This is a genomic window from Paracoccus pacificus (assembly GCF_042680785.1).
GTDB classification, from domain to species: Bacteria; Pseudomonadota; Alphaproteobacteria; order Rhodobacterales; family Rhodobacteraceae; genus Paracoccus; species Paracoccus pacificus.
The window spans coordinates 117,144-140,258 of the sequence record NZ_JBHUEN010000013.1 but is presented as its reverse complement, the minus strand read 5'-3'; the positions used below and the strand labels follow the sequence as shown (position 1 = coordinate 140,258).

Genomic DNA, 23,115 nt, shown 5'->3' with positions numbered 1-23,115 from the left:
ACCCGGCCGCCCTTACTGCGCCAGCCCGGCGGCTTTCATCGATTCGGTAAGGCTGACCGCTGCGTCATGGACCGTCTTGTCGAAGGTCGGGCCGTCCTGGTACGCGACCGAGAACCCGCGCGAGGCCATGAAATCCTTGAACTCCGGGTCCTCGGTGATGTCCTTCAGGGTTGCGCTGACCTTTTCGACGACCTCGGGCGGCAGGCCCTTGGGACCGGTCAGGCCGCGATAGGGCAGGGGCGACCACTGGATGCCGAAAATCTCGTCGGTTGTCGGCAGGTCGGGATAAAGGCTGTTCCGCTCTCCCGAAATCAGGGCCAGTGTTTTCGCCTCGCCCGCGTCGACCAGCGGCCGCGCCTCGGCCGGGGAGGTCGTCACGACATTGATCGCATTCGCGGCGAGTTGCTGAAGCGCCGGCGCAGCGCCGTCCGAGGCCACCCAGTTGATCTGGTCGGCCGGAATGTCAAGCTTGGTCAGAAGTCCGACCCAGGCCAGATGCGACAGGCCGCCACGGTTCGCGCCCGAGGCCGAGATCGACCCCGGATCGGCCTTGACCGCCGCCACCAGTTCCTTGACGTCCTTGTAGGGTGCGTCGGCGCGCACGTTCACGGCTACCGCGTCGGCGTTGAAACGACCCAAATAGGTAAAATCGTCGGGTGTCACGCCGGGCAGGTTCTGGGCCTGATACATCGCCGATTCCACGGTGATCACGCCCAGCGTATAGCCGTCGGGCTGGGCCTGTACGATGGCGCTGTGGCCGACCAGCCCGCCGCCGCCGGTGCGGTTCACCACGTTGAATGGCTGGCCCAACCGCTTTTCCAGCCCCTGAGCCACGGCGCGCGCGGTGGCGTCGGTGCCCCCTCCCGCGGCCCATGGCACGATGATCGTCACCGCTTTTTCCGGCCATTCAGCCAGGGCCGTGCCGGCGCTGAGCATGACCGCGATTCCGGCCATGCTTACGACGCGACGTGCAAATTCAGATGCCTTGAAAGCCATGAATCCCCTCCCTTGGCGTTTCAACGCGCATCGGTTCCCATCCCGATGTGCACTTGACATATGACTTATGTCATAAGTAACCTAATCGAACCGACGTCTGGCCGTCAACAGGGTGTGTGGGGCTTGTCGGGACAGTTAAGGAAAAGCGTCCAAAAGAACGGCGCCGGATCAGACAGGGAACGTCGAAAAGATGAGGCCATCCGCCGCGCAAATCGGACAGCGTGACCGGCTGCACGAAACCGTCTCGGCTCGGCTCGAGGAACGGATTCTGGGTGGCGATCTGCAGGTCGGCGACAAGCTAGATTCCGAAAGCGCCATCGCCAGGGAATTCGGCGTCTCCACCCGTGCGGTACGCGAGGCGATCCAGACGCTGGTGACCAAGGGGCTGGTTGCGCGCCGGCATGGGGCGCCGACCACGGTCGTGCGGCAGGATGTCGGCGAATTTCTGGATACGCTGGCCGTCTCGGTGCGTCAGCGCCTGTCGTCCGATCAGTCTTATCTTGAAGAACTCATGGCGGCCCGGCGGATGATCGAGACCGAGGTCTTGGGCATGCTTTGCGGTCGCCCGGATCCGATCGCCGCACCGGTGACCGAGGCGCTGGTTGCCATGCGTAAGGCCCGGGACGCTGCCGATTTTCCGGGGTTCGTCAATGCCGACGCGGCATTCCATCTGGCGCTGGTCCATTCCGCCGGCAACCGCATTCTGTCGATCATGTACGACAATTTCGCCGCCCTGATCAACGAGGTCATCCAGCTTAGCAGCCGCGTGCTGAGCAAGTCGCTTGAGGATGCATATGACGAGCACGCCGAAATCTATGACCGCGTCCGCAATCGCGATGGCGCCGGCGCCGTGACACTGGTCCGCGCCCAGATCGACCACAGCGCGACGCGGCTGCGCATCGCCATCGAAAAAACCCGGACAGAGGAGAAACGGGATGGCTGACTTCGACTATTCGGACACCGACTGGGATGCCATCGGGCGCTTGTCGAAATGGTATTCCGGCGATATTCACGACAGCATGGAGGCGCTTGGTCTCTGGGGGTATCTGGACGGGATCCGTTTGTTCGGCGCGCTGGATGCGGGTCGTGTCGTCTGCGGACCGGCGGTCACGGTGCAATTCGGCCCCTCGGATCGCAAGGGCGAGCCGCAGGATATCTATCACAACGCCATCGACAACACGCCCAAGGGTGGCATTCTGGTATGCGAGGCGTCCTGCGCGGCGGGATCATGTTCGGGCGAGTTGATGAGCACCGGCGCAAAGACCCGCGGCGCTGCCGCCACTGTCGTCAACGGCACGGTGCGCGATCTGGCGCAGGTCCGCGCGCTTGGCTATCCGCTGTTCGGCACCGAACCAAGTCCGGTCGGCGTGACCGGGAAGAAGGAGCCGGTGGCGGCGCAGGTGCCGGTGACCATCGGCCGTGTCACGATTCATCCCGGCGACATCATCTTCGGCGATATCGACGGCGTGGTCTGTATTCCGAAACAGCATCTGCGCGCCGTCGCCGATCAGGCCGATGCCCTTGGCGCGAGTGAGGGCGTTGCCCGCGACCGCATCCTTGCCGGCGAGAAATTGCAGGCGGTTTGGCCGGTCTGAGCCGGCTTTCGCGGATCCTGCTGAAACCGCCGGCCGTTGATCGGGTCGGCGGTTTTTTCACCGCCAGGTGGATCGGAGGCCCGCGTGTGTCGCCCCGGGGACGTCAGTCGGGCAGCGAGTCCTTGACCCGCTCCCACGCCTGATCGAGATGCCGGCCGATTACTTCCGCAAGCTTTTCGGCGTCCCGCGCCTCGAACGCCGCCATCATCTGTTCGTGCTCGGCCACTGCATTGGCCCATTTCTCGGGTCCCTCATGGCCGACGAAGCGGATCCGTTTCAGCCGGGTCTGCAGCAGCGCATGGACATCGGACAGCGCCGCGTTGTCGGCAAGCGCGACCGTGGCCGTATGGATATCCTGATTGAGCTTGTAATAGGCCAGCCGGTCGCCGTGCCGATAGCGGTCGATCATCCGGTCATGAAGCGTGCGGATCCGGGCGATGCCTTCGTCGCTGGCGATGGCGCAGGCCTGCACCGCCGCCATCTGCTCCAACCGGCGCAGTACATACATGGTGTCGCGCACTTCCTTGGCGGTGAATTTCTTCACGATGGCGCCACGGCTTGGCACAAGCTCGATCAGGCCTTCACTGGCGACGAACTTGATCGCCTCGCGCAGCGGCGTGCGCGACACGCCGAGCTGGGCGCCGATCTGGCCTTCGTTGATTCGCGTGCCCGGGGGCAGGTCGCCCTTGATGATCATATCGCGCAATGCGATCACGATGGCGTCATGCAGCGAATGCCGCGCGATCCGGGGCTGGGGGTCCAGCGGGGCGGGTTCCCCGAGTGTGGCTGTGCTCACTTCGGCCTCCTTCGCGGTGACGGGCGACAGGTGGCTTCCCGTGCCTCGAATACCGCCTGTATTCTGAATACTGTATAATCAAACCAATAGCCAGCAAAGCGTACATGCCGGTCATGTGCAAGCGGCATTTCCCCTGTCCGTGCCGACCTCCAGCACGGGGCCGGGGCGCCCGACGTTCGTCCCGCCATTGTTACGAAAGCGGGCTACGATCGGCTGATTTCAAGATGCGATCAACAGAAACTTCTAGACGTAGAAAAAATACTGTGTACAGAATGCAGCCGAAGATTCAGGGTCTGGGGGGACAGGATCATGCGCATTGCACTGGCGATCGGGGATGCTGCCGGTATCGGGCCGGAACTGGCTGCCAAACTGCTTGCCGATGATCTGATGCGCGACCATCAACCGATCGTCGTCGGCGATGCGCGGGTGTTGCGTATGGGCATGGAGCACGCGGGGATCACGCTGGATATTCCGGTGATCGCGCCGGATGATCTGGCTGTTGGGCAACTACCGGACGGCCCGGTCATGCTGGATCTGCAGAACTGCGCGCCGGACGACTTGCGGCTTGGCGAATCCAGCGTGGTGGCCGGGGCGGCCTCGTTGCAGAACCTCGCGACCGTTCTGCGGCTGGCGCAGGCCGGACTGGCCGACGCCGCCATGTTCACCCCCTTCAACAAACACGCCATGCGTCTGGCCCGGCCGGATTACGTCGATGAGATCGGTTTCATCGACGCGACACTGGGTGCGGCGCGCAGCGGGCGGGAATTCAACGTTCTGGATGAGGTCTGGAACGCGCGCGTGACCTCGCATATTCCGCTGCGCGAGGTCTCCGACCGGCTGAGCGTGGAGCGTATTCTGGGCAGCATCCGGCTGACCGTCGAGGTGATGGAGGGCGCGGGCAAACCGGCCCCCCGGATCGGCGTCGCGGCGCTGAACCCGCATGCCGGAGACGGCCGGAATTTCGGCGATGAGGACGATGACATCATCGCCCCCGCTATCCAGAAGGCCCTGGCCGAGGGGTTCAACGTGACCGGCCCGGTGCCCTCGGACACGGTGTTCGTGCGCGCGACGCGGGGCGAATTCGACGCGGTTCTGACCATGTATCACGATCAGGGCCAGATCGCGATGAAGCTGATCGGCTTTGACCGGGGCGTGACGCTGATCGCCGGCTATGGATTTCCGATCGTCACCCCGGCCCATGGTTCGGCCTTTGACATCGCCGGGCAGGGAAAGGCCGATCTGGGCGCGACGCGGATGGCGGCGAAACTGGGTGCCGATCTGGCGAAACTCAATCCTCCGGGCGGCGGCGCGCGGGCGCTGAAGCCGGGATGGGCAACCGAACCCGTCGGCGGAAAGGCGTAAGCGCGGCGGAGGACGACAGCGGCCGCTTGCGGCCAAACATGTGGAGGAGGAAGACCATGAAATACCTGACGACCGGTGTGATCGCTGCGGCGGCACTGTTGACGGCGCTGCCGGCGGCGGCGCAATGGGTGCCCGACCGCCCGGTGGAATTCGTCGTGGCATCCGGTCCCGGCGGTGGCACCGACAATTTCACCCGCACGATTCAGGCCATCCTGACCAAGGACGGCGCCATGCCGGTGCCGATGGTTGTGCTGAACAAGGGTGCGGGTTCGGGCGCCGAGGCGTTTCTTTACGCCAAACAGAACAAGGGTGACCCGAACAAGGTAATTTTCGGCACCAACAACGTCTACCTGCTGCCGTATGTGGCCAAGCTCGCCTATAGCAAAGAGGATCTTCAGCCGGTCGCAGCACTTGCGATGGACGAATTCCTGATCTGGGTGAAAAGCGACTCGCCCTATCAGACCGCCGGCGATCTGATCGAGGCCGCCAAGGCCGCGCCGGGCACGATCGCCTTTGGCGGCAGCCAGTCCAAGGACACCGACGAGACGCTGGTCGCGCTGATCGAGCAGGTCTCGGGCGCCGATTTCAAATATGTGCCGTTCAACGGCGGCGGCGAGGTCGGCGTGCAGCTTGCCGGCGGGCACGTCGCCGCCAATGTCAACAACCCGAACGAAAACCTTGGCCAGTGGCAGGCCGGCGCGGTCCGTCCGCTGTGCGTTTTTTCGACCGAACGTATGGCGGCGAGCGACCCCGTCTATGACGGCAAGGGCTGGCAGGACATCCCGACCTGCAAGGAACAGGGTCTGGACATCGACAGCTACAAGATGCCGCGCACGGTCTGGGTTCCGGCCGATGTTCCGGCCGATGCCGTCACCTTCTATCAGGACATGCTGAAAAAGGTCAGCGACTCGGCCGAGTGGAAGGATTATCTGGCCAAGACCTCGCAAAGCGCCGCTTTCCTGACCGGCGATGAGCTGAAGAAGTTCATCGACGACGGCGAGACGAAAACCGTCGAAGTCTTCAAGGCGCAGGGCTGGAGCGCCGAGTAAGCAAGGATCCGGGCCCGCGGCGTCATGTTCCCCGGGCCCGATCTGCATCGACGAGACAAGGAGGAGAGGGGGGCAATGGCCGTCACACGATTTCACGCCGAGCTGGCGACTTCGGTCGGCACCGCGGCCTTGGGTCTTCTGGCCGTGTTCGGCGCGATGGAGCTTGGCTATGGCTGGACGCCAAGCGGCCCGCAATCGGGCTATTTCCCGTTCTATGTCGGCCTGATCCTGATCGCCGCCAGCCTGTGGAATATCGGCGCGGCCTTTCTGAAACATCGTGCATCCCGCGCGGCATCCGATACCGCCGATGACTTCGAGGAACCGTTTCTGGACCGCGAGCGTCTGGGGCGTCTCAGCCGCTTTCTGGTGACGATGCTGATCTTTGTCATCGCCACGCTTTTTCTGGGCATCTATGTCGGCTCGGCCGGCTATATCGCCTGGAGTGCGTGGCGGCAGGGCGGCTATCGCCCCTATCTCGCGCTGGCGCTGGGTGTCGGCTTTTCCGTGGCGCTTTACGTGATCTTCGAGGTCATCTTCCTGATGCCGCTGCTGAAAGGTCCGATCGAGCCGCTGCTGGGCATCTACTGATTAGGAAGGGGCCGCGTTTTGGGCAATTTCGATCTTTTGATGCAGGGTTTCGGCATCGCCATCACGCCGATGCATCTGATGCTGATGGTGGCGGGGGTGCTGCTTGGGCTGATCGTCGGCGTATTGCCGGGCCTTGGCGCGCCGAACGGCGTCTCGCTGCTGATCCCGCTGACCTTCACGCTTGACCCGACATCGGCCATCATCCTGCTGTCCTCGATGTATTGGGGCGCGCTGTTCGGCGGATCGACCACCTCGATCCTGTTCAATATCCCGGGCGAACCAAGCTCGGTCGCGACGACATTCGACGGCTATCCGATGGCGAAATCGGGGCAGTCGACGCGGGCGCTGACGCTTGCCTTCATGTCGGCGGGGACCGGGGCGCTTTTGGGCGTCATCGTGATTACGCTGCTGGCCGGCTGGGCCTCGAACTTTGCCCTGCGCTTCGGCGCGCCCGAATATTTCGCGGTCTATTTCCTCGCCTTCGCCGCCTTCATCGGCATGGGCAGCGCCGCGCCGGTCAAGACCATCGTCTCGCTGACCGTCGGGCTGCTGCTCGCCTCGGTCGGCATGGACAACGTCACCGGCGAGATCCGCCTGACCTATGGCTTTTCCGAGCTTCTGGGCGGGATCAGCTTTCTGGTCGTGGTGATCGGCCTTTTCGGCATCGGCGAATTGCTGGCCACGGTGCAGGAGGGCTTGCGTTTCCGTGGCGTATCCTCGCGCATCGACCTGCGCGACGTGCTGAAAACCATGGCCGAGCTGCCGCGCTATTGGGCGACGACGCTGCGCTCGGGGGCGATCGGGGTCTGGATGGGGATCACGCCCGGCGGCCCCACGGCGGCCTCGTTCATGAGCTATGGGATCGCGCGGCAGGCGTCGCGCAAGGGCGCCCCCTTCGGCACCGGGCGCCCCGAAGGAATCATCGCGCCCGAAACCGCCGACCACAGTGCGGGCACCTGCGCGATGCTGCCGATGCTGGCGCTTGGCGTGCCGTCGTCGGCCACCGCGACGGTGATGATGGGCGGGCTGATGATCTGGGGCCTGACCCCGGGGCCGATGCTGTTCGCGACAAAGCCCGATTTCGTCTGGGGTCTGATCGCCAGCATGTATATCTCGAACGTGGTCGGGGTCATCCTTGTGCTGATGACGGTGCCGATGTTCGCGGCGCTGTTGCGGATACCGTTTTCCATCATCGGCCCAATGATCGTCGCGATCTGCTTTGTCGGCGGCTATACCGTGTCGAACGCCAGCTTTGATCTTTGGCTGGTGCTGATCTTCGGACTTGTCGGTTACCTGTTCGCGCGGCTCGACTATCCGTTGGCGCCACTGGTTCTGTCGATGGTGCTTGGCCACAAGGCCGAGAACGCCTTTTTCCAGTCGATGATCCTGTCGGATGGCTCGCTGTCGGTGTTCTTCTCGAACGCGCTGGTCAGCACGATCATGGGGTTGGGTCTGGCGCTGCTGATCCTGCCGCGTTTGCTGCAATTCGGCAGCCGGTTGCGCCGCCGTCCGCCGGTGGAATAAGGGGGCAATCATGAACCATCTGCGCTATTTCGCGGGGCGCGAGACCCGCACCGTCGATTGCGCCGTCATCGGCTCGGGCGGGTTTGGCCGCAGCTTTCTATCGCAGGCGCGTCACATCCGCGGGCTGCGTTGCCGGGTGGCGTTTGACCGCGAACTGTCCGTGGCCGCCGACGCGTTGGCCGCGACCGGCCACGATCGCGCCGGTATCGCCGAATGCCGCGATGCGGCCTCGGTCCGCGCGGCATGGGCGGCCGGCCACGCCATCGCCGCCACGGAACCCGCGCTTCTGGCCGAAATGCCGGTCGAAGTGGTGCTTGAGGCCACCGGCAACCCCGAGGCCGGCGCCCGCCATGCCCGCATCGCGATCGAGGCCGGCATGCATGTGGTCATGGTCACCAAGGAAACCGACAGCGTGGTCGGCCCGATCCTGTCGCGGCTGGCGGCGGCAAAGGGCAGGGTGGTCACCCCCATCGACGGCGATCAGCCAAGCCTGCTGATCGGGCTTGCCACATGGGCCGATGTGGTCGGGCTTGAAATCATTGCCGCCGGAAAATCCAGCGAGTACGATTTCGTCTTTGATCCCGCCACCGACAGCATCACCAGCAACGGCCGCACGGTCGCCGTGCCGGGCTTTGCCGATTGGCTGGACGCGGGCGGCCGGCCGTGGCCGGTGGTCGCGGATGCCCGGGGGCGGCTGGCCGGCGTCCTGCCGCAACGCGCCGTCCCCGACCTGTGCGAGATGACCGTCGTCGCCAACGCCCTTGGCATGCGGCCCGACCGCGCCGATCTGCACGCCCCCATCGCCCGGATCCCCGAGGTCGCCGATTTCATGGCGCTCAAGACCGATGGCGGGCTTTTGTCGTCCAAGGGCTGTCTGGACGTGTTTCACTGTCTGCGCCTGCCGGGCGAGCCGAGTTTTGCCGGCGGGGTTTTCGTGACCGTCGCCTGCAAGGATGACGAAAGCTGGCAGATGCTGCGGGAAAAGGGCCATGTGGTGGCTGCGAACGGCCGCACCGCGATGATCGGTCTGCCGCGCCACCTGCTTGGGCTCGAGGCCGCGACGACGGTGTTCGAGGCAGCGCTTCTTGGCCTGTCATCGGGTGGCACCAACCCGCGCCCGGTCATCGACCTGACCGCCCATGCCGACGCCGATCTGGCCGCCGGGACGATCCTGACGGCGGCGGGGCATCACCACACCATCGCCGATGTTTCGGCCCGGATGACCCCGGCCGCGGCTTTGGCCGATGACGCACCGATCCCCTACTATCTCGCCGCGAACCGCCGGTTGATCCGCGACCTGCGCGCCGGGCAGCCGATCCGCTGCGCCGATGTCGAACTGGACGAAACCTCCGAGCTTTTGCGCCTGCGGCGGGCGCAGGATGCCGTCCCGCCGGGCGATTGGGGGCGCTAGGACGTTGGCCGCGCCGCGCGGTCGGGATAGCTGACGGCGCGGCGATACAGGTGCCATGTCGCATGGCCGAGTATCGGCAGGACCACGATCAACCCGACAAAGAACGGGATCGTGCCCAGCACCAGCGCGGCGGCAACGACCAGCCCCCAAAGCGCCGTCGTGCCCGGGTTGCGGCGCGCCACGGCGATCGAGGTCGCCAGCGCCACCGGCACGCCGACCGGCCGGTCGATCAGCATCGGAAACGACACGAGGCTGATGCACAGCACCACCGCCGCAAGGACAAAGCCCACGCCGGTCCCGATGATGATCATCGCCCAGCCCGGGCCGGTGGTGAAGGTCGCGCGCAGAAACGCGCCAAGGCCGGTATAGGGCTCGGGGCCAAGGGTTGCGGCCCAGATCGCATGCGCGGCGAAGATCCAGACGGCGAAAATCGCCATCAGCAGCAGGCCCAGCATGATCACCGGTCCCAGCACCCGGCCCCGCAGCGTGCCGAGCGCCGCGCGCCAGTCGGCCGGCTCGCCCAGCTCGCGCCGCCGGCTCATTTCGTAAAGGCCGATCGCCGCGACCGGACCGACCAGCGGAAAACCGGCCGCGAGGGGGAACAGCAGGTGGATCTGCCCGGCGTTGAACGCCCAGACCGCAAGAATGAACCCGATGATCGGGTAAAGCACCACCGCCGTGATCACGTCCGATCGCAGCGCGGCGAAATCCTCGGCGCCCGCACGCAGCGCTGCGCGGATGTCGGCGATGCCGATCCGGTTGATCTGGGGCCGGGCCATCTCATGACTGCCGATCCCGTCGACCGCCGCGCCGACGCCGCGCCCAATTCCGGCAAGGCTCTGCGCGCTCCAGCTTAGCGGATTTCCGATTGGCTTCTGGGGCATGGCTTAATCCTCCCTTTCAGAAGGGCCCAAAGCCGCGCGAGGCGTCAACCGGAGCACCCGGCCTTCGCCCGCAAACGCACCGGGCCAAACCGTCCTCGCCGTGAAGTTTAGCAGAAACGGCCGGAGGTTGCACGCCCGGATTCGTGGGGGTCGGGGGGATTGCGGTTTGGTTTGCGGCGGGTGGGGGCGAAGGGCGGGGCGGCCGACGACGTCATGATGGCACGGTTTTGATCCACGCGCCCGTGGAGGGAGCGACGCCGCAGTTGGTGGCGTTTCAGAATCTGCTGTCGGGGTTTCGATCCACGCCCCGTGGAGGGGGCGACTTGCTGCGATTGCAATCCGCGTTGGTCTCGACCTGTTTCGATCCACGCCCCCGTGGAGGGGGCGACTCTGCGCCGAAAACGACGCATTCAGGGACCACTGGTTTCGATCCACGCCCCCGTGGAGGGGGCGACCGCATGTGCGATGACTGGATTTCGGCCAATGTGCCGTTTCGATCCACGCCCCCGTGGAGGGGGCGACCTCACGCCGAGGGCCGGCGCGCGGTCCTGATCGAGTTTCGATCCACGCCCCCGTGGAGGGGGCGACCGGACTCCGAAAAACCCCATACAGCGGGAAGCGGTTTCGATCCACGCCCCCGTGGAGGGGGCGACGACCCCGAAACCGGCAAGGAAGTCATCGTTCGCGTTTCGATCCACGCCCCCGTGGAGGGGGCGACTGGGGTGAGCACCGTTTTCGCGGTTGTCGATCCAGTTTCGATCCACGCCCCCGTGGAGGGGGCGACGCTGGAAAGCGACCGAAGGCGTCGCGGACCTGCTGTTTCGATCCACGCCCCCGTGGAGGGGGCGACGGATATCGAGGCGTGGTGGGCGGATGAAATTGCAGTTTCGATCCACGCCCCCGTGGAGGGGGCGACTCGGTCCCGCCGCGATGAAGCTATAACAGATCAGTTTCGATCCACGCCCCCGTGGAGGGGGCGACGGCCTGTTTTATATCGCGTTGTTGTCGCCCGGCAATCCTGCTGCGAAATGCGGAGGAGGTGGGAAAGGCGTGGCGCGCAGACCTTGGGGGAGCGCGTCTAGAAAAAATATAAACGATATCAAATAGCTGACGAAATGCGAACCTTGCGGTGGATGGCGGCACGCTTGGGGTTCGCGGATGGGCCGTTCAAAGGATCAGCGGGCCGTTCAGATCGGTTGCCGGTTTCGCCCCGACATGCTCGACCCGGCGCGACCAGTTTGCGCCCAGATAACAATAACGCAAGCTGTCGACATCGCTTTGGATGATGCCCTCCAGCCGCGCCTTCAGACGGGTCCATTGCGCCGGCTCCACCTCGATCTCGAAGACGGAAAACTGAACGCGTTGACCGTAATCGGTGCAGGCGCGGGCGATCTGGCGCAGCCGTTTCTTGCCGCCATCCTCCAGCGTGTTCACATCGTAAGTCACCAGAACCAGCATCTCAACTCCAGAACCAGGGCGGATAGGCGTCCAGATCGCCGCGCAGGTGCCGGGCCAGCAGCAGCGCCTGCAGATAGGGCACCAGGCCGAAGGGCGCCTTTTCGCGCAGGAAGGGGTGCTGACGCTCTTCCTTCTTGCGCTCTTGCCACGCGGTCAGCACGGTGCGGCGGGCATCGTCTGTCAAAAGGACGGCGCCGCCGTCCATGCGGCGAAAGTCGCCGGCGCGCAATTGCCGGCGGTTCACCAGTGACAGCGCCAGCCGATCGGCCAGCGGCGCGCGGAGTTCTTCCATCAGGTCAAGCGCCAGACTGGGCCGGCCGGGGCGGTCGCGGTGCAGGAAACCGACCGCCGGGTCCAGCCCCACCGCCTCGCTGGCCGAGCGGCAGTCAGAGGTCAGCAGCGTATAAAGAAACGACAAAAGCGCGTTCATCGGGTCCAGAGGCGGACGGCGCGACCGGCCGGTCCAGCGCAGTTCCGCATCGGGTGAGCGGATCAGATGGTCGAACACGCCGAAGTAAAGCGTCGCGGCCTCACCCTCGGACCCGCGCAGCAGATCCACGCCGTCATCGGAAAGCTGGACGCGGCGCAGGATCATCGCCATGCGGTCCGTCGCCCGCTTTAGCGCCTCGCGCGCGGGCGGCGCCATCTCATGGCCATAATCGCGCAATGCCCGCCGGATCACCGCGCGCTGGTTCGCGATCTTGCCCAGAACGATGCCGCGCACCACCTCGGTCGCGTTGTCGGAGACCCGGTATTGCGCGCGCCGCAGCAGCACATTGCCGGTGACCGGGCCCTCGATCCTTGCCTGAAAACGGCCGACGCGATCCAGCAGGACAAGCGTGATGCCCCGTTCGGCAGAAGCCCCAATCAGCGCCGGCAAGATCAGGATCGGTCCGAAGGTCACGACCGAGGCCAGCATGTGCAGCGGTATGAATAAGAATTTGTGGCGGGGCCGGTTTCCGGCCCCGCCTGTTTGCCTAAAGGCACGAGCCAATAGGCTTCAACGACTAAGTTTCGATCCACGCCTCTGCCGAAGCGACAGCGCGCAGCTTTCACCGCGCGCGTTATTTTTAATGACACGCAGTCCCGACTTGTCAGGTCAGGTCTTTTGTCGGTGCATTCGGGGCGATGCGCTTGACGGTACTGATTGCGTTATAGGCGTTCTGCTTTGTTGTCAGAATTTCGGAATGACAAAGCACTTCGCCATTATCTGCTTTTAGCCGCCACCAGTAGCCGGTCGTGTTTTTCAGAACTTCGAACATCACGGTCTCCATGAAGTACGAGCTTGCGCTCGAGTTGATGTTGGAGACGGTTCGCGCTATCCTCATCATGTCGCGAAGCAAGGCGAAACCGTCTTGGTTTGTGGAAGCCCGGGTGCAGTGCAATGCGCCCGGGCTTTTTACTCCACACCGAAATGTTAGCTGAGCTGGCTGGTAACGTCAAGAAATATAGTCCATAGCTGAAGCCTAATGGCACAGCCATATGCTTCAGCCACTAAAAAGTAAAACCTATTGCGGCATGCAGCACATCGCCTTCCGCGGTAAACCGGTTCTCGGCCCAAAGCCGTTCAAGATGGATCAGGGCGGCCTGTCTGAGACAATAGACCGCGTGTTGCAGCGCCGAGAGCGGGATGGGCTCTTCGGCGCTGTCCATGATCAGGTCAGTTCAAGGATTTCGACGCCCTCGGGCAGTCCCTCGCGGTCGATCTGAATGGTGTAATCGGTGAATTTTCGCGCCGGCGGCTGATTGCCCAGACCCCGGTCGTCCAATGCCCGGAACTCTCCGTCGACGTTGCGGCCGATGCGGACCAGATCGAACAGCCGGTGCGCCGGGGCGTTGCCAAGCGCGTTCTCGTGGCGGAACACGATCAGCTTGCGCGTAGTCATTTCGCCGCGCGCGGCCGCCCGGTCATGCTCGAACATGTTCGCCAGCGCCTCGAACAGCAGATCCAGATCCGCGTCGGAAAAACCGGTGCGTTCGGCGAATTTGGCCGAGATGAAGCCATGCGCGACATAAAGCCCGTAAGGGACGATATGCTTACGCCCCATGGTGCGGTTGTCGGTGCGCAAATCGCTGTCGTCACCCTCGGCGCGCTTTTTCTGCTCGGCCTCGTTGGTCGCGGCCATGCGGGTGATCGAGATCTCGACCGGCAGCACCGGCTCGACCGAATTGGCGAAGGTCATCTGCACCGGGCCCTTGACCTGACCGCAGTTGATCCCGGTCGACATGACCGCCCCGAAACTCCGCACGTCGAAGAAATTGCGGCACATGAAATCGCGCAGCGCCTTTGCCTCGGCGTCGTCCTTGGGGTTCAGCTTGGCGTCCTTGCGGGATTTCTCGTCATCGCGCAGCGCGATATAGGCCTGCCGATGCTTTTCGTTCAGGATGGCGCCTTCCTGCACATAGATATGATGCCCCTCGACGCCGTCACGGGCCAGTTCGATGTAATTGCGGATCTTGCGTTTCAGGCTGACGTCGCTGACCAGACCGTGATTGGTTTCCGGGTCGAGGCGCGGCAGGTTGCCGGCATCGGGATCGCCGTTCGGATTGCCGTTCGTGACGTCGAAGATCAGCACGAAATCATGGCGTTGGGAAATGGGTGTCATTCGGTTACCTCGGCTGTCTTGTCATCGCGCTTGCGGAAGAAATCGGAACGCTGGTGGTAATAGCCGATCCCGAAAAGCGCCTGTTCGCCGGCATTCAGCGAGGCCGGGATCGGGTCCTGGGCGGGGTCCATCAGGTCGGTGATCGAGCCCAGCAGTTTTTCAAGGTTGACCGCGCGGCCCGGGCTGGTCTTGCGCAGCTTGCCGAAGTGATTGGCCGAGCCCGAGTCGAGCGTGCGGAACACCTTCTGCGGGCTGGCCGAGGCCGCACCATAGAACTTGTCCTTGATGGTGGCGTTGATGCCGCTCAGCGCGGCGCGCTGGACCTCTTCATAGACCGCGAACAACCGGCCGAGGACATAGCCCTTGTTCGTATTGGCGGGATCGAGCGCCACCGGAACCTCCATGTCAAAATTACGGATCAGAACGGATTTCAGCATGGCACAGCGCAGGGCGTTGATCTGGCCATCGGCGCGGATGCGCATCAGCGTGGTAGAAAGCAGGGTCAGGGGATAGGCGGTGCCGGTCAGGATCGCGCGCAACCATTCTCCGGCAATCAGGGGCGGCACATTCTCGCGCTTGCCCTGCGCCGCCAGTTCCAGAAGATAGCGCCACAAGGCCGGCCAGCCGTCTCGCGGCGCCGGCGCGATCGCCGTGTCGCGCAGATAGGTCTGAAAGTTGCGGGTCAGATGGCCGAAATCGTCCTGCCAATAGAAGCGGACCGAAAGCCGTGCGGCGTTCGGCGCCAGCCCGAGGACGTGAAAGCGCACGCCTTCGGCCAGTTCCGGGGCGATCTGCGACAGGTTCTGGCCGCTGCGGATAGCATCAAGGCGGGCGCGGATCTTGCCGGTCTCAAGATTGTCATCCCCGGCCAGAAGTTTATCCTCGCCGGTCGGATCCAGCATGGCCGCGAAACAAAGCTCGCTTTCGGCCGCCAGTTTCAGGTCGCTGCTATCGGCCCAGAACACCGTCGAGGCGTCGCCGATCTGGATGCGATGGCCGCTGTCTTTTTCAAGATAGTGGTTCAGGACGGTGCCATAGGCAAATGCCGCCGCCTCGGACACAGGCGCGTTGTCACCCTGATCGTGGCCGTAAGAGGTAAACGCGTCGAGGTTGAAGGAAATCAGGCTGGCGCCCGAGGATTGTGCGTTCCAGACCCCCTTGATCGAGGGATGAAGCCGCGCGACCGGCCCGGTTTCGCCGGTGACCAGACATAGTTGCGGATCCGACGCCCCCGCTGCGCCGATCCGCCGCCATAATTCGCGCGCGGCGGGACGGTCGTGCAGGAACCGCTCGCGGTATTCCTCGGCCAGCGCGAAGATGATGTTCTGGTCCAGAATGTCATCGCTCCAGACGGGCGGACCGAACGCATCGGGGCGCCAGTCGTCCAGAAAGCGTTGCAGGGCCGCAAGACCGGGATCGGTGGTCCCGGCCAGCCATTCGGCGTGACGGGCGCGAAATTCCGCATGTTCCTCGGTCGTGCGCTTTCCGGCCCCTGCGGTCACGCCCAGCACATAGGCCGATTTGTCCCACAGAAAGTTCGGCGAGATACCGGCGGTCCGCTTCACGGCCTGCGGCACCAGCAGCATCCGCGGGCTGCGCTTTTTGTCGGTGCCGCGCAGATCCTCGACCCGGGCGACGGACCCGTCCGCGTTCAGGATCACGCAGAACCCGATTTTCTCGGACGAAAAGCCAAAGGGCGGCGCGCCGGGCAAGCGGTCATAGGCCCGCACCAGTGAGGCAAGCATGCTCATCCCCGCACCTCCGGGCTGCCCGGCCTGGGCACCTCCATCACCCCGTCGCGCAGCGCGGCGCGGAAAAACAGCGATGGCCGCCCCGGTTTGGCGTGATCAATGTCCCATAGCATGAAGCCAAGATCGCGCGGCGTGCCAAAGCCGTGCTGGGCCGTCGCGGTTTCGGGGTTGCGGGCGGGCAGGGGCGCGTCGGGGGGAACCAGTTCGAAATGGGCCGAAAACTCGCGGGTGCCGAGGCAGGGTTGATTGAAGCACTGTCCGCGCCCGGCGCGCCGGTTGAAAATATCCAGATGCTTGCCTTCGCTGTCCTCAGCGCCGGCCTTTTCGGTCATCTCGAAATGCGCCTCGATCACATATCGCGGCGAGACCAGCACAGTCGAGGCGCGTTGCTGGCGATCCTCATCGACCAGAAGCTGCAAGCCGCCCAGATCGCCCCGCTTCATCGCCTGCTTGATCTTTCCGGCCGGGGCCTTGTGGCCGACCTCATTGCGCCGGATCGACTGGAAACGGATCGGTTCCAGCACATGGATACGGTCGACAACCCAGCGGATCGCCGGTTTCCAGTGAACGGCCTCAAGTATGCCGCGCGCCGCCGAAGGGGTCATGACGTCATAGGTCATCCGCTCGACCTTCAGTTCCGGGCGCGTGAACAGCCCGTACTGACCCCAGACGTGCAGGCGGATACCGTAAGCCATTATTCCTCGTGACCAATATCGCCAGATTATCGCGGATGACGCATCTGGCAAGCAAAAATCCGCCGCCCACCTGGCCGCCGCCCACCTGGCCGCCGCCGCATTGAATATGTCACGCTACAGGATTGATTGCTCGGCCCCCAGATAATCGGCATGTTCCCACCACAGGCCGGTGTCCGGGTGATAAAGCGCGCGGTTGTCCAGCACGCAGAACTGATTGCCGCGCAATTCGGGCTGGTGATACGAGGCATGTTGGGCACCGATCAGCGCGTCGCGTGCCCGCGCCGGGATCTGCACCGTATAGGCCTGCAGGTTTCGGGCCAGTTTGCCCGACGGCACATTTTCGAATGCGAGTTGCCGGATCGCTTCCTCGGCCACCGCATCGCCAGGAATGATGACGGGAACCATGGTCGTCTCGATCATGCGGAAGGCTTCCGCCATCGTGCGGAACGGAAAATCGGTGCCGGTCTGCCCAAGGATCATCTGATCGACCAAAGGTTGCCCAAGCCGTTTCGGGCCGGCGTTCCAATACATGTCTTCAAACCAATCCCGGATCGCGGCCGGCGCCAGAAGGTCCGGATGCCGGTCGGCGACGTTGCGCATGGTTCTGACGCCGTTTTCCATCTCTCTCGGGGTGGGCCGGCCGGGCGTGGAAAAGATCGTCAGCGTGCTGTCCTCGGGCGGCCATTCGCCGTTGCGCGAAATCCGCCCGGCCGCCTGCACGCAACTGTCAAGCCCGGCCTCGGCGCGCCAGCCCTTGGGAAAGCTCAGATCCACGCCGGCCTCGATCAGGCTGGTCGCGATCAGGCGGCAGGGGCGGGGGTTCCTGATATCCAGCCGGCGCCGGATGTCGGCGATGATCGCGCGGCGATGCACGGCATATTGCCGCGTCGTCAGATGGATCAGCCCGTCAAGCCCGGCCGCCTTGGCCATGTTGAACAGTTCAAGCGCGTGGGCGCGGCTGTTCACGATGACCATGCCCTGTTCCGTCTCACCCAAGGCTTTGATCAGGGCCGCGTCATCCATGTCGCCGCCCCTGACGATCCGGGCGCGGCGCAGTTTCTGGGCAAGGCGCGTAGGATCGGGGGCCAGTTCCCGGCCCTCCAGCGGCAGGCCCTGTCGCAACTGACGGCTGTCGAATGCGGGTTGGGTCGCTGTGCACAACACCACCGAGCAGCCGTAATGCGCGCATAGCGCGTCAAGCATGCGCAGCGTGGGCATCAACAGCTTGCGCGGTAGACATTGCGCCTCGTCCAGCACGATCACCGCACCGGCGATGTTATGCAGTTTGCGGCACCGCGATGGCCATGCGGCGAAAAGGCTTTCGAAAAGCTGCACATTGGTGGTCACCACCAGCGGCGCGGCCCAATCCTCCATGGCGAGGCGCAGCTTGTCCTTTTGTTCCGCGCCCGGCTTTGCGTCGTCGATCGAGGAATGATGCTCCAACACGCCATCGCCCAGCATATCGCGAAAGATGGCGGCGGTCTGATCAATGATCGAGGTGTAGGGGATGGCATAGATGACCCGGCGGTGGCCGTGATGCGCGGCGTGATCCAGCGCGAACCCCAGTGAGGCCAGGGTTTTGCCGCCACCGGTGGGCACGGTCAGGGTGAAGAACCCCGGCGCCATCGCCGCGCGTTGCCGGACATGGGTCAGGATCTCGGCCCGCAGGTGATTGAGGCTGCCATTCGGGTCAAACCGCGCCATATGCGCGTCAAAGGCGCGCCGCCATTCCGGCAGTTTTTCGGCCAGGGTCGGCCAGTTCCGGTCCGGCTGCCTGCCGTCCAGCACGGCATAATAGCCCTCGGTATCAAGGAAATCCGCATCGACCAGACAGGAAAACACCATGCGCGCGGCGATCGACAGATCAAAGCCGCGATGCGGAGGAGGCCGGGTAACAGCCGCCAGTTCATGGGCGACGGGAACAAAGTCCGGTGCGGCGGCGGCCGATATCTCCGGCGCGATCGGGTCGCGGAACGCCTCCAGCCGGCGCTCCATGCTGCTGTCGGCGTTGCGGCGGTCGGGCAGGCCGGCATGGTGGCCAAGGATGCAATAGCCGATGATCTCGGCGACCGGTCGCAGCCCCGGCGGAACCCGGGCCGCAAGCAGCGCCGCGCCCGCCGTCGAATGATTGACGCGCAGGTTTCTGCCGCAAAGGATGTCCAAGAAAGCCGGGTCGTATTTGCCGAAATCATGATAACGCCCCGCCATTTGCGCCGAGGCGCGCAATCCCATGGGCGCGCCCCGTTCCCCGGCCAATTGCCCGGTGTTTTCAAGGTGATCCGGCAGGGGTTGCCAATCACTTCGATCCGGGCGGTGGCCGGAATGCGCGTAATAATCCGTCATCGCCGCTCTCCCTTACCCGCCGAAACCCACATATGATTATTTACATATCAGCAAGTTGGGTGGCGTCCGAAAAAATTTTTGATCGTTGATCATTCAAGGCCGAAGCAAACGGCGCCCCGCTAGTCCGTCCGGCCCGTGGCAGGGGTGGCGTTTCCTGATGTCGCTATCGCCGATCCCCCGCCTTTTCCGATCGGTTCACGATGGCGCCTGAATTGGCGTCGCAATAGGCCGGGCTGACGATTACAGCGCCGCAGCCAGATAGGGCGCGGTCTTGCTGTCTTTCGCCTTCGCCACCTCGCGCGGGGTGCCTTCGGCGACGATCCGGCCGCCTTCCTCGCCCGCGCCGGGGCCAAGGTCGATCACCCAATCGGTTTGCGCCACCGCGCGCATGTCATGTTCGACGATCACCACCGTATTGCCGGCATCGACCAGCCCCTGCAACTGGCGCATCAGCCGGTCGACATCCGCCGGATGCAGGCCCGAGGTCGGTTCGTCCAGCACATACAGCGTCTGGCCGCGCTGCACGCGCTGCAATTCTGTGGCCAGCTTGATGCGCTGCGCCTCGCCGCCCGAGAGTTCGGTCGCGGGCTGACCGAGTTTCAGATAGCCAAGGCCGATTTCCTGCAGGACGGTCAGGGCGCGGGCGATCTGCGGCTCGCTGTCGAAGAAATCGCGGGCCTGATCGACGCGCATGGCCAGTACCTCGGCGATGTTCTTGCCCCGCCATTCGATTTCCAGCGTCTCGGCATTGTAGCGGCTGCCGTGGCAGGTCGAGCAGGGGGCATAGACCGAGGGCAGGAACAGGAGTTCCACCATCATGAAGCCCTCGCCCTCGCAGGTCGGGCAGCGGCCCCCGGCAACGTTGAAGGAAAACCGCCCGGCGCCATAGCGGCGCTTCTTCGCCTCGGGCGTGGCGGCGAACAGTTTGCGGACGTGATCGAACAGGCCGGTATAGGTCGCGAGGTTCGACCGCGGCGTGCGCCCGATGGGCTTCTGGTCGACCTCGATGATGCGGCGGATGTCGTCCATGCCGGTGGCGGTGCGGCCGCGCGTGGCTTCCGGTGCCGCATCCAGCAGCGGATCGGTGTCGCTTTCCTCGGCCACGGGCGGGGCGGTGCCAAGGCCGGCGCTGACCAGATCGGGCAGGGCCTGGGCCACGAGGCTCGACTTGCCCGATCCCGACACCCCGGTCACGGCGGTAAAACAGCCAAGCGGGAAACCAACGTCCAGATCGCGCAGATTGTTGCGCGTCACCCCCGCCAGCCGCAGCCAGCCCCGCGGCTTGCGGGGGGACCGCGCGGGCGGCTTTGGCGGCTCGAACAGATAGCGCCGCGTGACCGAATCCGCCACGTCGGCAAGGCCCGGCAACGGGCCGCTATAGACGATGCGGCCCCCGCCTTCGCCCGCGCCGGGGCCGACATCGACCAGCCATTCGGCCTGTGCGATCAGGTCCAGATCATGCTCGACCACAAAGACCGAATTTCCCGCCGCCTTCAGCCCGTGCAGGACCTGTAGCAGCGACTCGCCATCCGCCGGATGCAGGCCCGCCGATGGCTCATCCAGCACATAAACCACCCCGAAAAGCTGCGAGGAAAGCTGCGTCGCCAGCCGCAGCCGCTGCAACTCGCCCGAGGACAGCGTCGGCGTCGCCCGATCCAGCGACAGATAACCAAGGCCAAGGTCGATCAGCGGGTTGATCCGTTCGATCAGATCGGCGGCAAGGCGCTGCGCCGCGACCACCTTTTCCTCGGACATGTTGGGGGTGCGGCGCACATCCGGCGCGGCCTTATGGGCCGAGCCACCCGCCGCGACCCGCTCGGCCACGGCCGCTTCGCGGGCGTCTTTGTCGAGGATGGCGGTCGCCGCACCGTCGCGCCCGTAATCGCCCTGCGCCGCCGGGCGCATCACCTCGCGCAGTTTCAGCAGCGACAGATCGCCAAGCGCCGCGATATCCAGCCCCTCGAACGTGACCGACAGCGCCGCGCGTTTCAGCCGCTTGCCGTCGCAGGTCGGGCAGTCGCGGCCGATGATATATTGCGACACCCGCTTCTTCATCAGCGCGCTTTTGGTATTGGCGAAAGTGTCCAGCACATAGCGCCGCGCGCCGGTGAATGTGCCCTGATAGCCCGGCTCCATCCCGCGCCGGATCGCAACACGGGTCTGTTCGGGCGTCAGGCCGGGATAGACCGGCACGGTCGGGGTTTCCTCGGTATACAGGATCCAGTCGCGATCCTTCTGCGGCAGGTCGCGCCAAGGCCGGTCCACGTCATAGCCCATCGAGACGAGGATATCGCGCAGGTTCTGCCCATGCCATGCCGGCGGCCACGAGGCGATGGCGCGGTCGCGGATCGACAGGCTGTCATCAGGCACCATTGTCTGTTCGGTCACATCATAGACGCGGCCGATCCCGTGACAGGTGGGGCAGGCGCCCTCGACCGTATTCGGCGAGAAATCCTCGGCATAAAGCATCGGCTGGCCGGGCGGATAGGCGCCGGTGCGGGAATAAAGCATCCGCACCAGACTGGACAGCGTGGTCACGCTGCCGACGGAGGAGCGCACATTCACCGCCCCCCGCTGCTGTTGCAGCGCAACGGCCGGGGGCAAGCACTCGATTGCCTCGACCTCCGGCGTGCCGGCCTGCTGGATCAGCCGCCGGGCATAGGGGGCGACCGATTCCAGATAGCGCCGCTGCGATTCCGCATAAATCGTCCCGAAAGCCAGCGAGGATTTCCCCGATCCCGAAATCCCGGTAAAAACGACGAAAGCATTGCGCGGAATATCCACATCGACATTCTTGAGGTTGTTTTCACGCGCGCCCCGGACGCGGACGGAACCGGCGGTGTCGGTGCTGCGGGAAGAACTGTTCCGGGTCATGTCACATCCCTGTCGGGCAGAGGCCGCCTTGCCGGGCATGGCGCCGGTTGGTCGCGCGACGGCGGGATGGCCCAAAGCCGCCATGTCAGGCGAACCGAAACCTGTGCGTCTTGTCAAGAACCCCGCCAGCGGCGGGCGTTTGAGCGAAGGCGGGGGCGCGGCGGTGATAGCCGTCGAATGCACATAATCGACCCGCGTTGCCGATCGGTTCCACGCAGCAGGAACGGACCGTTTGAGGAGAAGGAACGGGGCATAAGTGAATTTACACTTCACCTCAACGGCAAACTGAGACGGCCGGACGATTCGTACACGTCCTGACAAAACTGCTTTGACAGTGACATCGAAATCGCCAACCAAGGATCATCCGCATACCTTTGGCATATTGAGCAATGGCACAGAACGGCGATATTTCGCATGGGGCGGGGGAAGGAACGGTGCCTTCACGACTGGTTGATCCGGTTGTGGCGACCGGGAGCTACGACGCTGCAGCCGGTCGAGGTAAGAATCTTTTCCGCCCCTGTCCTTGCGGCAGGCAACGATCAAAGGCCATCTGTCTTGGTGTTTTTTTCGGTACCGCAAAGGATAAACTCATGAGATCCGGGGTAGTTAGTCCTCAACGTTTATTCCGCTCGTTTGAAAATTTTTTATCTCATCCTCTTTTAGTGCGACGGGCGCGTGGAATGGCTGTTTGCCTAACGGCCATTGGCCTTGCGAGCTGCACATCTCCCGGTATCGAGGCAACTAGAGCAGGCCGCGAGATGCGGAGATCACAATCCGAAACATCAGCGGGAATTCTTAAAGACGCTGTTTTCTTTGTCGTGAAGGACATGACCGCTTCAGAAGCAGCTTCGACCCTTTCTTCAGATGGGGCGATCTGTGACAATCGGGTTTGCTATTGGACATTTACCGAACGTGAAACTTTGTGGAATCCGATGCGCCCCCCAGACCTTCCACTGCGAACCTGGGTCTTGAGATATCAAGTCGAGTTTACGTCGAATGTCATTGATAGCAAAGACAATATTGTTTCAACTGTTGCGTCAATCGAAACGAATTCTGGCATTACATTGAGTGAGACAAGATAATGGCGTGGACGATAGAGATGGCGCAATTTCTACTCACAATTCCGTTGGCGAGCGGAATTGCGTCGCATGCGTTCTGGGTGCTCAAAAATAACCCGATAAGG

General features: G+C 64.0%; 20 protein-coding genes and 1 CRISPR repeat array. Of the genes, 8 read left to right on the top strand and 12 right to left on the bottom strand.

Features of this window, described 5'->3' with window-relative positions:
• Window positions 1-12: 12 nt before the first annotated feature.
• Window positions 13-996: a tripartite tricarboxylate transporter substrate binding protein gene (locus ACFSCT_RS05145; protein WP_379140665.1), complete on the bottom strand. Its 984-nt coding sequence runs from the start codon at window positions 994-996 to the stop codon at window positions 13-15.
• 190 nt (window positions 997-1,186) lie between these two features.
• On the opposite strand from ACFSCT_RS05145, the gene ACFSCT_RS05140 reads away from it, so the two are divergent.
• Both ACFSCT_RS05140 and ACFSCT_RS05135 read left to right on the top strand, forming a co-directional pair.
• Window positions 1,187-1,939, top strand: a complete 753-nt coding sequence (locus ACFSCT_RS05140) for a FadR/GntR family transcriptional regulator (RefSeq protein WP_379140663.1) — start codon at window positions 1,187-1,189, stop codon at window positions 1,937-1,939.
• A complete protein-coding gene (locus ACFSCT_RS05135; protein ID WP_379140662.1) occupies window positions 1,932-2,591 on the top strand; it encodes an RraA family protein in 660 nt (219 codons plus the stop codon). The genes ACFSCT_RS05140 and ACFSCT_RS05135 overlap by 8 nt, the downstream gene beginning before the upstream one ends.
• A gap of 103 nt (window positions 2,592-2,694) precedes the next feature.
• Here the strand turns inward: ACFSCT_RS05135 and ACFSCT_RS05130 are convergent, their stop codons facing one another.
• Window positions 2,695-3,387, bottom strand: coding sequence for a GntR family transcriptional regulator (locus ACFSCT_RS05130; protein WP_379140661.1), 693 nt, complete (start codon window positions 3,385-3,387; stop codon window positions 2,695-2,697).
• A 309-nt stretch (window positions 3,388-3,696) separates the two neighbouring features.
• On the opposite strand from ACFSCT_RS05130, the gene ACFSCT_RS05125 reads away from it, so the two are divergent.
• From ACFSCT_RS05125 to ACFSCT_RS05105, 5 genes are all read left to right on the top strand, one after another.
• Entirely contained in the window at window positions 3,697-4,749 is a 1,053-nt protein-coding gene (locus ACFSCT_RS05125; RefSeq protein WP_379140660.1) for a 4-hydroxythreonine-4-phosphate dehydrogenase PdxA, read from the top strand.
• Between the two features lie 56 nt (window positions 4,750-4,805).
• Window positions 4,806-5,798: a Bug family tripartite tricarboxylate transporter substrate binding protein gene (locus tag ACFSCT_RS05120; protein WP_379140658.1), complete on the top strand. Its 993-nt coding sequence runs from the start codon at window positions 4,806-4,808 to the stop codon at window positions 5,796-5,798.
• Window positions 5,799-5,873: 75 nt separating this feature from the next.
• A complete protein-coding gene (locus ACFSCT_RS05115) occupies window positions 5,874-6,386 on the top strand; it encodes a tripartite tricarboxylate transporter TctB family protein (RefSeq protein WP_379140656.1) in 513 nt (170 codons plus the stop codon).
• An 18-nt stretch (window positions 6,387-6,404) separates the two neighbouring features.
• Entirely contained in the window at window positions 6,405-7,910 is a 1,506-nt protein-coding gene (locus ACFSCT_RS05110; protein WP_379140655.1) for a tripartite tricarboxylate transporter permease, read from the top strand.
• A gap of 10 nt (window positions 7,911-7,920) precedes the next feature.
• Entirely contained in the window at window positions 7,921-9,321 is a 1,401-nt protein-coding gene (locus ACFSCT_RS05105; RefSeq protein ID WP_379140654.1) for an SAF domain-containing protein, read from the top strand.
• Here the strand turns inward: ACFSCT_RS05105 and ACFSCT_RS05100 are convergent.
• From ACFSCT_RS05100 to ACFSCT_RS05055, 10 genes are all read right to left on the bottom strand, one after another.
• Window positions 9,318-10,205: a DUF2189 domain-containing protein gene (locus tag ACFSCT_RS05100; protein ID WP_379140653.1), complete on the bottom strand. Its 888-nt coding sequence runs from the start codon at window positions 10,203-10,205 to the stop codon at window positions 9,318-9,320. The genes ACFSCT_RS05105 and ACFSCT_RS05100 overlap by 4 nt on opposite strands.
• Window positions 10,206-10,562: 357 nt before the next feature.
• Window positions 10,563-11,186: direct repeats of the CRISPR family, unit length 32 nt; unit sequence GTTTCGATCCACGCCCCCGTGGAGGGGGCGAC.
• A 186-nt stretch (window positions 11,187-11,372) separates the two neighbouring features.
• Complete coding sequence (cas2, locus tag ACFSCT_RS05095; RefSeq protein ID WP_379140651.1) at window positions 11,373-11,663, bottom strand: CRISPR-associated endonuclease Cas2; 291 nt, start codon at window positions 11,661-11,663, stop codon at window positions 11,373-11,375.
• 1 nt (window position 11,664) lies between these two features.
• On the bottom strand, window positions 11,665-12,657 hold the full coding sequence (gene cas1c, locus ACFSCT_RS05090) for a type I-C CRISPR-associated endonuclease Cas1c (protein ID WP_379140649.1): 993 nt from the start codon (window positions 12,655-12,657) through the stop codon (window positions 11,665-11,667).
• Window positions 12,658-12,757: 100 nt separating this feature from the next.
• Complete coding sequence (locus ACFSCT_RS05085; protein ID WP_379140647.1) at window positions 12,758-12,925, bottom strand: YegP family protein; 168 nt, start codon at window positions 12,923-12,925, stop codon at window positions 12,758-12,760.
• Between the two features lie 232 nt (window positions 12,926-13,157).
• Window positions 13,158-13,316 (bottom strand): hypothetical protein, encoded by a 159-nt coding sequence (locus ACFSCT_RS05080; protein WP_379140645.1) that lies wholly within the window; start codon window positions 13,314-13,316, stop codon window positions 13,158-13,160.
• 2 nt (window positions 13,317-13,318) lie between these two features.
• Entirely contained in the window at window positions 13,319-14,269 is a 951-nt protein-coding gene (gene cas7c, locus ACFSCT_RS05075; protein ID WP_379140643.1) for a type I-C CRISPR-associated protein Cas7/Csd2, read from the bottom strand.
• Window positions 14,266-16,020, bottom strand: coding sequence for a type I-C CRISPR-associated protein Cas8c/Csd1 (gene cas8c / locus ACFSCT_RS05070; protein WP_379140640.1), 1,755 nt, complete (start codon window positions 16,018-16,020; stop codon window positions 14,266-14,268). The genes cas7c and cas8c overlap by 4 nt, the downstream gene beginning before the upstream one ends.
• Window positions 16,017-16,715 (bottom strand): type I-C CRISPR-associated protein Cas5c, encoded by a 699-nt coding sequence (gene cas5c / locus ACFSCT_RS05065; protein WP_379140638.1) that lies wholly within the window; start codon window positions 16,713-16,715, stop codon window positions 16,017-16,019. The genes cas8c and cas5c overlap by 4 nt, the downstream gene beginning before the upstream one ends.
• Before the next feature lie 114 nt (window positions 16,716-16,829).
• The gene (locus tag ACFSCT_RS05060) at window positions 16,830-19,058 is read right to left on the bottom strand and encodes a CRISPR-associated endonuclease Cas3'' (protein WP_379140636.1); all 2,229 of its coding nucleotides are present in this window, start codon (window positions 19,056-19,058) and stop codon (window positions 16,830-16,832) included.
• Window positions 19,059-19,298: 240 nt separating this feature from the next.
• A complete protein-coding gene (locus ACFSCT_RS05055; protein ID WP_379140634.1) occupies window positions 19,299-21,932 on the bottom strand; it encodes an excinuclease ABC subunit UvrA in 2,634 nt (877 codons plus the stop codon).
• A gap of 590 nt (window positions 21,933-22,522) precedes the next feature.
• Here ACFSCT_RS05055 and ACFSCT_RS05050 point away from each other — a divergent pair.
• Entirely contained in the window at window positions 22,523-23,014 is a 492-nt protein-coding gene (locus ACFSCT_RS05050) for a hypothetical protein (RefSeq protein ID WP_379140632.1), read from the top strand.
• The last annotated feature ends 101 nt before the right edge of the window (window positions 23,015-23,115 follow it).